This is a genomic window from Nostoc sp. UHCC 0252 (assembly GCF_034931145.1).
Classification (GTDB): domain Bacteria; phylum Cyanobacteriota; class Cyanobacteriia; order Cyanobacteriales; family Nostocaceae; genus Nostoc.
Window position 1 is genome coordinate 173,190 of record NZ_JAYGHE010000004.1, and the last position, 12,236, is coordinate 185,425.

The 12,236-nt window shown below is 39.9% G+C and carries 12 protein-coding genes; 3 read left to right on the plus strand and 9 right to left on the minus strand.

Annotated features, from left to right (window positions below):
• Positions 1–20 precede the first annotated feature (20 nt).
• Together VB732_RS04260 and VB732_RS04265 are read left to right on the plus strand one after the other, a co-directional pair.
• Positions 21–452 (plus strand): putative toxin-antitoxin system toxin component, PIN family, encoded by a 432-nt coding sequence (locus tag VB732_RS04260; RefSeq protein ID WP_323229581.1) that lies wholly within the window; start codon positions 21–23, stop codon positions 450–452.
• The gene (locus VB732_RS04265; protein ID WP_323229583.1) at positions 449–685 is read left to right on the plus strand and encodes a hypothetical protein; all 237 of its coding nucleotides are present in this window, start codon (positions 449–451) and stop codon (positions 683–685) included. The genes VB732_RS04260 and VB732_RS04265 overlap by 4 nt, the downstream gene beginning before the upstream one ends.
• Before the next feature lie 69 nt (positions 686–754).
• Here the strand turns inward: VB732_RS04265 and VB732_RS04270 are convergent, their stop codons facing one another.
• The 7 genes from VB732_RS04270 to VB732_RS04300 form a co-directional block, all read right to left on the minus strand.
• Positions 755–1,198 (minus strand): DUF29 domain-containing protein, encoded by a 444-nt coding sequence (locus VB732_RS04270; RefSeq protein WP_323229584.1) that lies wholly within the window; start codon positions 1,196–1,198, stop codon positions 755–757.
• A gap of 166 nt (positions 1,199–1,364) precedes the next feature.
• Positions 1,365–1,760, minus strand: coding sequence for a hypothetical protein (locus VB732_RS04275; protein WP_323229585.1), 396 nt, complete (start codon positions 1,758–1,760; stop codon positions 1,365–1,367).
• Positions 1,761–1,884: 124 nt separating this feature from the next.
• The gene (locus tag VB732_RS04280) at positions 1,885–3,033 is read right to left on the minus strand and encodes a glycosyltransferase family 4 protein (RefSeq protein ID WP_323229587.1); all 1,149 of its coding nucleotides are present in this window, start codon (positions 3,031–3,033) and stop codon (positions 1,885–1,887) included.
• 347 nt (positions 3,034–3,380) lie between these two features.
• On the minus strand, positions 3,381–5,021 hold the full coding sequence (locus VB732_RS04285) for an MFS transporter (protein ID WP_323229645.1): 1,641 nt from the start codon (positions 5,019–5,021) through the stop codon (positions 3,381–3,383).
• Positions 5,021–5,911, minus strand: a complete 891-nt coding sequence (gene recO / locus VB732_RS04290) for a DNA repair protein RecO (protein WP_416235727.1) — start codon at positions 5,909–5,911, stop codon at positions 5,021–5,023. Before recO ends, VB732_RS04285 begins: the two co-directional genes overlap by 1 nt.
• A 107-nt stretch (positions 5,912–6,018) precedes the next feature.
• Positions 6,019–6,699 carry a deoxyribose-phosphate aldolase gene (gene deoC, locus VB732_RS04295; protein ID WP_323229588.1) on the minus strand — a complete coding sequence of 227 codons (681 nt, stop codon included), beginning with the start codon at positions 6,697–6,699 and terminating at the stop codon, positions 6,019–6,021.
• Between the two features lie 168 nt (positions 6,700–6,867).
• Entirely contained in the window at positions 6,868–8,046 is a 1,179-nt protein-coding gene (locus VB732_RS04300; RefSeq protein WP_323229590.1) for a DNA cytosine methyltransferase, read from the minus strand.
• A gap of 289 nt (positions 8,047–8,335) precedes the next feature.
• Here VB732_RS04300 and VB732_RS04305 point away from each other — a divergent pair, with 289 nt between their 5' ends.
• Positions 8,336–9,607: a glycosyltransferase family 4 protein gene (locus VB732_RS04305; protein WP_323229591.1), complete on the plus strand. Its 1,272-nt coding sequence runs from the start codon at positions 8,336–8,338 to the stop codon at positions 9,605–9,607.
• A gap of 117 nt (positions 9,608–9,724) precedes the next feature.
• On the opposite strand, the gene VB732_RS04310 is transcribed toward VB732_RS04305, so the two are convergent.
• Entirely contained in the window at positions 9,725–11,062 is a 1,338-nt protein-coding gene (locus tag VB732_RS04310) for an iron uptake porin (RefSeq protein WP_323229593.1), read from the minus strand.
• A 139-nt stretch (positions 11,063–11,201) separates the two neighbouring features.
• Entirely contained in the window at positions 11,202–12,209 is a 1,008-nt protein-coding gene (locus VB732_RS04315; RefSeq protein ID WP_323229594.1) for a phosphotransferase, read from the minus strand.
• Positions 12,210–12,236: the final 27 nt, after the last annotated feature.

Here is a 12,236-nt window from a genome sequence, read left to right on the forward strand (position 1 = left end):
ATGCTACTAATAGCGAAATAATGACAAATCCGTACCAACTTGTACTTGATACTAATGTACTGCTTACTGGTTTACGATCTAACCGTGGTGCATCTTACAAACTATTAACAATTCTGAATGATAGACGTTGGCAGTTAAATGTCTCTACCACCTTAGTCTTCGAGTATGAAGAAATTCTCAAACGAGAAAAAGAGCAGCTTGGATTGAGCGATAAAGATATTGACAACGTTATTGAAGCTATTTGTAAAATCGCCAATAAATGTAGCATTTTCTATTTATGGCGGCCAGTAGCACGCGATCCTGATGATGATTTTCTCATCGATTTAGCTGTTGAATGCCAAGCCGACTTTATCATCACTTACAATCAAAAAGATTTACAAGCAGCCCAAAAATTCGGACTGAGAGTAGTTTCACCCAAAGAATTCTTGCAAATAGTAGGAGAAATCCCATGACTAACTTAAATGTACAGCTACCCGAATCTTTATATAAACAAATTGAAGCTTTAGCAGCCAGAGAAAATATTTCTATTGAACAACTTGCAACTATTGCCTTATCTGCACAAGTTTCCGCATGGATGACCAAAGACTATTTGGAAGAAAAAGCCAAAAGCGGTAGTTGGGAAAAATTTCAGCAAGTTTTGAATAAGGTGCCTAAGGTAGAACCAGAAGAATATGACAAATTGTAGTGACTTAATTTTTTGGTGTTGCTGAGTTAAAATATGAATATGTTTAGCGTGAAGAATAAAAACTTAAGATTAAGGCAACCAATTTTTATCTAAAATTTGCTCTAGGGTATAAGGACATAATTCGGGTAAATTGGTTAAATTTGTTTTAGCCTTAACATAATCTAAGGCATTGCTATAAATTCTGCTGAAATTATCCTCTAAATGTTTGCGTATATTGGCGCTTAAATCTTCATTTGTTTGATTACGAAAACTAATAATTTCTGCTGCCCAATGATTAGCATTTCTTGGCTTTTCTAAATCCCAATATTGATAAAGTAATAAATGTCTAATAATTTGTTCTAATAAACTTCTTACTCGCCTTTTTTCATTCTTAGCCAAATCTTCCAATTCTTCTATTAAGTTTTCATAGTCAATGTCTGCTAATTGTCGATTTTTGAGACATTTAATAGTCTCCTCTAACCATTGCAGGTAATTGGATTCATATAATGTTTTTATGTCGATGATTGCAGTCATTTTTTGATTTTGTAGCTCTAATTTACTATTATTTATTATTTCATGTTAACTAATTTCTTAATTTTTGCCGATAATTGCCCAGAAAAAAAAAGATACACAGCACTGATAAGTTAAGTCAGAAGATATCCAGCGACTCCCAGAAGAACAATCAAGCAAAAGTTTTACCCTACCATCTGTCAGTAATCCAAGTCTCTCGCTGTTCCCCCTGAATCGACTGTACAATTCCAAACCTTTCCTCAATTTTGCGTGGCAGACTGTATATCCCAAAGATGTAAACCCAATCTTCTTCTGGTTGATCCGTCAAAACACGAACTCTGGCTTCCTTATCTTGTAAACGCTCGATGAAAATAGATGCACAAATTTCAACATCTTCAGGAATCTCATATACTTCCTTTGAAAGGGTGAATCTCTTCTCTAAACTATTTGCAATTTGGTCAATAACGTTTTGTTCGGGCAACGGATTTGTGAAGCAATAAACGTATGTTCGGCAGCACTTTCCATGTTCTAACTGCTCTAAGTCAGGGATATTTTTCACCTTTATCTGACTTGCATCGTACTTCATTTCGTTAACTCTAGATAGCCTTGTAAAACGGGTAAGAGAATTCTTAGTCAGGTATCTGTATTTTGCCCGATCGCACTCATAGCCATCTTAAGATTTACAGTGCGATCGCACTTTTTCCCTTCGTCTAAGCTCTACGACTTAGTGGTACAGGTCGCTGTGCTAAAACTTCTTTATAAAGTTCTTCCAGCAAAGTAATATTTTTACTGAGGGTATAGCGGTCTAATACACGCTGTCTGGCTTTTTGCCCCAGTAAGGTTGTTAACTCTGGATGGTCTTGCAACACTGGCAAGAGGGTTCTTAGTTGCGATCGCGCTGTTTTAGTATTAATAACTATACCTGCGCCCTTTTCCAATACTTCTCCATCTGCACCCACATCTGTTGCTAAACAAGCCAACCCACATGACATTCCTTCTAACAGAGATAGGGACAAACCCTCTACCAATGAAGGCAAAATAAATACATCTGCGCCCCGCAAAATTTCGATCCGTCGGTCTTCATCAGCGATAAATCCCAACCAGATAATGCCGTACTCTGAACCATAAAATTGCTCTAAAGAAGGCTTTAAAGGGCCGTCGCCAACAATTAGCAACTTAGTACCTGGCCCCATTGCCGACTGCTTCCAAGCCCGGAGGAGGGCTTCGACATTTTTCTCTGGTGCTATTCGGCCCTGATAGACAAACAGGCGTTCAGCTTTAAATTCTGTTTTGACTTGAGAAAACCCTGGAGAATACTTGACGGTATCAACACCGTTAGGAATTACAGCAATATTCTCTTCCCTCACGCCCATCCCTGCTAATAATTCTCGCTGAATTTGGGAAAATACAATCACGCGATCGTAGTTAACTAAAAAAGGTGCATAGAGCTGATAAGCCAAAAGCTGTGTTCCCGATACCAGCTTTGCCCCCTTTCCAGCAAACGGCGTGTGAAAAGTGGCAATTAAAGGCAACCTCAGTTCCTCACAGATTTCCGGTAGAAAAAAGTCTAGAGGAGATAACGTCAAGGAAGCATGGACTATATCTGGCTTGATTTCTCGCAGCGACTCCGTTAAAAGTTTGGTCGCTTTAAAAGTGGGGATTGTGTAAACCTGGGACTTATAAATAAAAGGGAGGGAAACCTCTCGAAGATTTGGCCAATTGTCAGGTTCAGAGTCTTCTTGGGCAAAGTGAAGAAAGCTAACTTGATGTCCCCTATCTAACAAGGCATTTGTAATTTCTCGACTGTAGGTGACATTGCCGCAAAAGGGTGATTTTTTTCCAATCCAGGCTATACGCATTCTTTATTTAGCTGTAAGAAAAGCGAGTTTGATCTATCTGTGTCCTTTGTGATTTTAATTTTATCTAGTTATACTTGCTGGTCTTTTAATAATTAGATATTACCACCAAAATCTGGTTCTAACAGCCTATTTTAAGCTGATGAAACCAGTGGATTTATGGTTTTATTTCTTTTACTTATAAGTTGTTTATTTCTGATATTTCAACAACTTACTCTGACTAATGTCAGATTGATATCCCGCAAGTATGTGATAAATTTTCACTGACCACAGTTTACCATGAACAGAAAATCTTTAAGTAAATATTAATTACTTCAAAGTAATGAATAATAGCTACTATTAGCTGATAACTACTTGTGTGAGTTATACCAGGTTAAGATACCTCCTAAAAAGACGATCGCTGCTAGTCCCAAAAAAACTGCCTGTAATCCCACAAAGGTTTCTGCTACACCTGCTAATGCCAAAGGTAAAGAGAGAGCAATATTAATTACATTGTTCTGTAAACCAAAGACTTTACCACGCATTTCTGGAGGTGTTTCTGTTTGGATTGCGGTTTGCATGGGAATTCCTACCAGCGCCCCAAAGATACCTAATGAAGCCACTAGTAACAAGACTAGCCATAATTGAGTTGTAAATACTGATAGACCAATCAATGATCCTGTCATGCCTATACAACCACATAAGCTTAACTGCGTATAGGAGAAGCGTTGACCAAATTGACCGAGAATTGTTGCTCCAGCAGCGATGCCAACACCACCAGCTGCTAGTAAAAAGCCAAATTGGGAGGCTTTCATGTTGGGAATTATTTCTGCCATCCGAACTGCTAAAACAGTTAATGCTGCAAAGACAGAAAACAAGATAATCAGTTGAAGCAAAGCATTGCGGACGCGATGATTTGCTCTGAGGTAGGCAAAACCATCTCGCAAGTCAGAGAATACGTGAGGGAATTCTGTATCGGGGTGGTGGTGTTTTTCTTTAGTTGCCAAGAAGAATAAAATTAGTCCAGCGATCGCATAACTACCACCTACTAAAAGTTCTTTGCCCAAACTACCGCTACCACCCATTTGCGACCAAAGTCCATCTGCGATCGCTAACAACGGTTCCCCGACAGCAAACCCAACAATCACCGATGCCATCATCGTTGTTGTATAAAGTGAATTAGCTGAGAGTAAATGCTGTTCTTCTACTATTAAGGGAATTGCAGCCTGTTCTGCCGGTGCAAAAAACTGCGTCAGCGTGGAAACTAAAAAAGTCACACCCAGAATGATCAAAAAGCCAACTGGCAAAACTCCTATGGGTTTCCAGTCATGAGTCAACCACATCAGAAAAGGAATTGACAAAACCAGGATGCCGCGCCAAATATTCGTTGCCACTAGTACAGCCTTTTTCGACCAGCGATCGACAAACACACCAGCAACGGAACCAAACAATACGGCTGGGATTGTAAAAGCCATCATCAAAACTGATACCCAACCACTAATACTCTGATTACTTGCTTGAAACTGAGTATTAATCAAAGCGATCATCAGCACCAAATAAACTTTATCAGCTAGTTGAGAGAAAACTTGACCGCCCCAAAGAGCTAGGAAATTAGGGTTTTTTAATACAGGCAAAAACCCTTGCTGTGTTACATTACCCGAAACAGCTTCTCCACCTGAACCAGATCCATCTAATTTGGGTGATTCTTTTTCTGGAATAGTGGCTACTGGCAAATGGCCATTGCGATTGCCGTTGCTATCTACCTCAGCAGTAGTTAACTTGTCCTCAGATTGTGTTTCTGATGGATTGGGAACAGCAGTTTTTGGTGTCCTACTTTGATCGCTTTTAGAAACGTCTTTCGGGGACATTTCTTGGCTATCGATTTGACTAGGTGTACACTTTGAAACAGCACTCAAGTGATTCCTGACTGTAGGATCTGATATCCTATTCTGTTTTTTAACCAGGCTTGGTGACAAGGGCAGGATTTTTTTATCCAAATCAGATGGTTGCATCATGGTTGGTTGGCAGCAAAATAAGAATCGATCAAAGTAGCAGAACGAATAGGGCGACCTAATTGATACTGAGCATACTGGCGCAAAATCTGCTCAACAGATAACCAGTTACGATCTCTAGCACCATCAATTTGCATTATCTCTGGTTGTGACAAATGTTGAAGCAAAGCCAGTTCCATAGCACCCAGACGGCTAGAAATCACAGGTATTTCTTGTCGATGCACAACAATTGTTTGGGTATGAGGCATAGGGTATTGGTTATTAGTTTCCCCCTCTCCCCGCCTTGCTCCTTCCCTCTCTCTTAGTAGACGTTCTCTAGTTTCTAAGCAAACTGTTCCACCCGCAGGGATACTAAATCCTACTTGCCATTTGGGGTCTGTAAAGTCTGGCTTGAGAGAGCGCCCAGATAAGCAGCATCCTTGCACTTGCGGTGTTACTCCTGCTAAGGCTAAAAGGTGAAAGACCCCATGAGCTAGATGAGCCAAAACACTAGATGCATTTGCACTAGATAAGGACTCCAAGCGATGGAGATGTTCATTGAACAACTCATAAAGTTCTTCTTGGGGTTGTTCGCTCAAAGCCTGAGAGAGGACTATTTCTGCTAAATATTGGCTAGCAGCCAATTTTCCCAAATCTTTAGCTAAACCAGGATAAGTTTTTAACGTCTGTGCTTGAGTAATTTTATCAAGCGATCGCCCCTTGGCGATCAATAGTTCATTCACAACGAACATACCACTCCTGCCACCCAAGCTGGAGTTGTGCTTACGTGCCCCTGGAGCCACTGCTCGAATCAGACCAAATTCTGGTGTCAAAATCGTCACTATTTTATCTGATTCTCCCAAAACCTGGGTTTTAAGATTAATTCCGGTCGCTTTGTAGGTTCTACTCATTCGTTATTCGTCATTAGTGATTAGTCATTGGTCATTCAGTTAGGACAAAAGACAAATGACATAGACGTGCCAGCAGTTTCCCGCAGGGTAGGACAAGAAACAAATGACTATTCACCCTTTCCCAGGTTATCGCGCTGGCGAATCAAATCGATACCGCGAGATGTGCCTAATCTGGTAGCACCCGCTACGATTAAGTCTAAGGCTTGATTGATAGTGCGGATACCACCTGAGGCTTTAATTCCTACTCTTTCTTTTGCCAATTCCTGCAAAAATCGCACATCTGCCACTGTTGCACCACCATTCCAACCTGTACTAGTTTTTAAGAAAGCCGCTCCTGCCTCCATAGCTATTTCAGCAGCTATTTTTTTTTCTGCATCTGTCAACAGATTAGTTTCCAAAATTACCTTGACAGTTTGCCCAGTCTCTTCACAAATTTCGGCAATTTCCCGATGGACTTCTTCAGTTTTTCCAGCTTTCAACCAACCCAAGTTCATTACCACATCCAACTCAGTGGCCCCATTATCTGCCGCTTCTTGAGCCTCATAGAGTTTTACTGCTGAAGTAGTTGCACCAGAAGGAAAGCCAATCACCGTACAGACTTTTGGGTTTTTGCCGTGGAGCAGTTCAACTGCTTGTTTGACATAGGCAGGGTACAAGCAAACCGCCGCAAAATTGAATCTGTATGCTTCTTCACACCACTGTTGAACCTGCTCTGGAGTAGCCGTTGGCGTTAACAGGGCGTGATCGATAAATGGCGCAATATCAATATCTGGATAGTCTGCTGCCATCGTGTCTTCTGCCAGTAATTGATTATTAAAGTTTATAAAAAATTAAAACATTTCTTATATATATTAAACCATATTTATTCCGAGTTTATCCTGAAAACAAGCTGCTAACTTGCTTTGGATGTCGGCTTTGTAAATATTGCGGAATTAATGTAAGTATTTAAGGTGACATTAGGCAGTAGTAAAGTTAGAGATATTAACAGCATTTTTTACACCAACTCCTAAGAAGCTAGTAATAGTTTGACCCAATGCTTTGGATGCCAAATATGGTACGCCATTACCAATAGTCTTAAACATATTCGTGAGCGACATATTATCTGGAAGTACAAAATTTTCAGGCAAAGATTGGATAGCTAAAGCTTCTGCTACAGAAATTCGCCTGATTTTATAGGGATGCAAATGAACTTCATTATTCCCATAGCAAGCTGTCGGAGAATAACGCCATCTGTGAAGACGCTTGAAAGACTTTTTAGAATCATCTCCTTCATCGATAGCAGCAAATCTTGTAATTCCTGCCCTTGGTTGAAAACAGTTTTCAGCATTGGGATGCTTCAGCACATTATTTTTTCTAAACCAGTATTCAACTGTTAATTCTTGGGGAATGCCGTCAGGACAAGAGGTGATGGAATTTTCTTGGAATGGATTGCACTTTTGCCAGGGGTAAGCAAAAACATTTTCTTGAGGATATAAAATGTAATTGTTCCAAGGAAAAGCTTCTTCGCTTAGTAACTTCTCACTACCGATTTCTATTCCTATATCTTTGATAAAATTATTTTGGAAACCAATAAGAATAATTCTTTCTCTATCCTGGGGTACACCATATTCGATAGCATTAATTAACCGCTCTGTTAAGATATAGCCTGCTTCTACTAATTGTTGCTTGAGTGATTCAAAGAATAAACGGTGTTTTGCTGTTCTCCACAACCCTTTAACATTTTCAAATAAAAAGAAATCTGGAATATTTCGGCAAATTAATTCAACATAAGAAGCAGAAAGCCTACCATTATCTCCTGAACGTCCTTTATTTTTTCCACCAATAGAAAAATCAGGACAGGGAGGCCCGCCAATGAAGCCCACAATATCATTAGATTTACGGCAGTCTTGTACTAATTCCTGAAGATGTTGTATTTGTAAACCTTCGAAAAGTTGGGTTATATCTCCTGCTTCTCCGTGATGATAACCGTATTTTGGCAACGGTAGATTCAGTACCTGCCGTGAATAGGCGTATGCTGCCATGAATGGGGGAAAGATTTCATTAACGTAAACAATATTGAAACCGCTAGCTTCAAAGCCTAAATCTAGGAATCCTGAGCCAGCGAAAAAGGAGAAAATACAAGGGCGATCGCTCATTAAATCAATAACTAATATTGCACAATAGTCTTAATAAATACTTAAAACCCAGTGTTTGTACTTAGGCAGTAATAAGTAAAAAACAATTTCAAAAGTGGTTAAATAGTAAAAAAAATTCACATTTTCCCTAAGTATCTAATATCTAAGTTTACTCAATCTTTAAGGAAAATCCCTGACAGAAAAAGAGTCTGAAGCCACAATTAAATATAGGAGTTTCCAAGCTCTAAAAAATGTTGAAGACAAATATTTGTCATTAAACAAAAAACCGGGGTACTTTGGACTAACTTTTATGCGAATTTTAATTTACTCTTACAACTACTATCCAGAACCAATTGGTATTGCTCCATTGATGACTGAGTTAGCAGAGGGACTAGTCAAACGTGGGCATGAAGTACGTGTAGTCACCGCTATGCCTAACTATCCTGAGCGTCAAATTTATCAGGGATATAGGGGCAAGTGGTATCTCAACGAATACAAAAATGGCGTTCAAATCCAACGCAGTTACGTTTGGATTCGTCCCCAACCCAACTTATTAGATCGGGTGTTACTAGATGCTAGTTTCGTTGTCACTAGTTTTGTACCTGCCCTCTTTGGTTGGCGGCCAGACGTTATCCTCTCAACATCGCCATCCTTGCCAAGCTGCGTACCAGTTGCTCTTTTAGGATGGTTACGTGCTTGTCCTGTGATCTTAAATTTACAGGATATATTACCAGAAGCAGCCGTCCACGTCGGTCTACTGAAAAATAAATGGCTTATAAAGTTATTTACGGTGTTGGAAAAATTTGCTTACCACACTGCCAGTAAAATTAGCGTCATCGCCGATGGGTTTGTGGACAATTTGCGATCTAAGGGCATAGAAGCTGACAAAATTGTGCAAATTCCCAACTGGGTTGATGTCAATTTTATCCGCCCTTTGCCTAAAGAAAATAACCCTTTCCGCGAAGTACATAACCTGAATGGCAAATTTGTAGTACTTTATTCTGGCAACATTGCCCTAACCCAAGGCTTAGAAAGCGTTGTTAAAGCTGCTTCTGCGTTACGCCATATCCCAGATATTGTTTTTGTCATCGTTGGAGAGGCAAAAGGGTTACAGCGATTGCAACAGGAATGTCTAGACTGCGGCGCAGATAATGTTTTGTTACTGCCATTTCAACCCCGCAAATCTTTGCCACAAATGTTAGCAGCTGCTGATGTTGGTTTAGTGGTGCAAAAGAAAAATGTTGTATCTTTCAATATGCCGTCAAAAATTCAAGTGCTACTTGCCAGTGGACGAGCTTTGGTTGCTTCTGTCCCCGATAATGGTACGGCAGCAAAAGCCATCAGGCAAAGTGGCGGCGGAGTTATTGTTCCTCCAGAAGATCCCCAAGCTTTAGCGATGGCAATTTTAGATTTGTATCAAAACCCCGAAAAAGTCAAAACTCTGGGTTATAAAAGTCGCCAATATGCCGTTGAAAACTATGCTTTTGAGCAAGCTTTAAATCAGTATGAGTCCTTGTGTTACTCATTGACGGCAGAACGTGGGGCAATTCAGTCCACAAGAATTACCAAACAAGAAGTTTAATTTACAGCAGTGGGCTTAGATTAGACAAAGTGCTAAACTCAAAAGCCTAACGATTCTGCTCCAGTTGCCCTGGCTGTTGCAGCATAATTTTTGTACCCTGTTTACGGTGGGCTGTACTTAGTAGGTAAATGTCGTCCGAACAGTACCAACATAAATGCTGCCATTACCATCATTATGTTCTGGACTCGTAATCACAAATAATCCTGGAGTTATTGCCAGATTATCTGTGACTTGATAGTGGTAAAATGCTTCCAGATGTAAAGACGTATCCTTATCTTTGAAGTCATCACCGAAACTATTATGAGTCACTTTGGGAGGTTGACCCACGGTAAATCCTGCAAAGCTGCCTTTTTGTCCGATATCTCTGAGAGCTAGTAGCACTGCCCATGTGAAGACGGACGCATTGGGATCTGCTGGTAAATCTTCTGCTTTTGCATGAATAAAACCAACTCGTCCACCGAGAGTGATAACTGGGCTAAGTTGCCAAGCAGCTTCTGCACCAAATGAATTAGCAGCGATCGCATCTGCCTCCTCATTAAATGGATCGCTGGTTAATTCACTTCCAGTTCCCGTCTTCAAATTGTTATGAGAGTGAATATAGGTAAGGCTGAGTTCTGTTGTTTTTGTCGGTTCGAGGGTTAGTTGAGCGATCGCTGCGTAAGGGCTAGCAAAAATTCCCTTCTCTGAATTAGCTGCATTGCTGCTGATATATGCTAATGACAAATTCAGAGCATCATTCAAATTATGAGAAATACCGATACCTGCCCCACCACCTTGTCGGCGAATGGGATTTTCTCGCCCAAATGTAGAAATCGATCCGTCTTCACTACCGCTAAAAAGAGGATTGACGCTAGGAACAAAGTCACCTAATCCTCCTCCCAACGCGTACAAAGTCATGCGGGTTTCTTTACCTAATGGAAATCTGTACTCTAACTCATCTACTTCCACCTCATTATCATTGTCACCATCAAATCCCAAATTTGCCATTTGAGTTCCAGTCACATCTTCTAATTCTGGTGTGTTCCTTGCTTGTAAGCGCACTTGCAATTTATCTTTTCCAGTAAAACTGCTTACTAAGCTCAGACGGACGCGATCGCTCAATACTAAATTTTCATTTATTGGTTTACTGCTGTTGGCTCTCTTTTCACCAGCAAATCCAGTCACAGCAAAGATGGCCTGTGCCTCAAGCTTAACATGGGGTGAAAACTGTTGCTTTTCTAATGCAGCAACGTTGGTTTCTAATAAAGTAGCTCGTTTTTCAAGGGTTTTTAATTCTGCGGATAATTCTGAAACAGATGTAATTTTACTTAATGCATGATTATCAGCATTAGATTCGCTTAAGTTATTAGGTTTGTCGGTAATGGGTGTTGCAATAGCTGGAGTTATGCTACTCAAAGTGCATGAGATAATTAAACTAATTAAGCGAAATTGTCGCCAAGAAGTTGAAGCTAACAATACTTTCTCCTGAAAATTAGCGATTAGGATATAAGAATTTGAATATCAAGACGAACCGCAGAGGCGCAGAGAACACAGAGAGAATAAGGAGAGATTTTTACGAATGATTTAGGATTGTTAGAGAAAATAAGAGTTTAGATCACGATGCGCTTCTAATATGCAAACGCTGTTCGCATAGATTTAATAATGCTTCTGTAAAAGGACGACGTTCTAAAAATTGTGTGCTGATGTGAATATGTCGTACTAGTGTTAAGGTAATGTAGGATTGAATTGAAGTTTTAAATTCCTCGTTTGTAAGCTGAATAAATCTTTCAGTTAGGGCAGTTTCCCAATCGTGTAATGCTTCTGAATTATCCAGGATGCGAAGGCTGTATTCTTTAATATGACCAATGAAGTTACCGATATCAATGGCTGGATTACCTTCACAATATAAATCAAGGTCGATAAGATACAAACGAGAACCATTAACAATCACTTGATCGGGATAAAAATCTCGATGGATACCACAGTGTTTTTGTTCTGGAGTATTTTCTCCTAAATGATTAGATACCGCTAATATTTGTTCTAAGCGTTCTTTCCATTCTGGATATTGCTGCATCACCAATGGAATCCTTTCATTCAAGATTCTCAGTTCGTCTGACATGGTATGAGAACGGCGAGGAGGAATGTCAGTTTGGTGAAGTTTATGGGCAGCTTCAGCAATTCGTTTTGCTAGAAAAATGGTGTTGGTTTGAGTTAAGAATTGAGTGGCGATCGCTCCTTGAACTTTTCGCTGCAACCACATCTGCCATTCGGGAATTATCCCTACAGGTTGCGGTACTGAAATTCCATCAGCGCTATCATCTGCAAATCCTGTTTGCCACAAGGATTTTTGTAATTCATAACTATTAAAGTCTGTTCCTTTAGCTCGGATTTTGCCAATTATGGTAATGGTTTGCCCGTAATTATTCAGCAATTCATATTCAATCAAACAACGCCGCCCTGGTTTGTGGCGAATGACTTCGATTTTTTGCAGTTGGGCATTTTGAAAAATTGGTAAGTACTGAGTGAACCGTTGTTGTACTTCCAATGGATCAATGGCTGCTGATAAAAATGGCATTTTGGAATCAGTTACACTGTTGAAGCGATCGCTGACGAAAACAGTCATATTTATTGGGTGTAAATCTAAAAATTT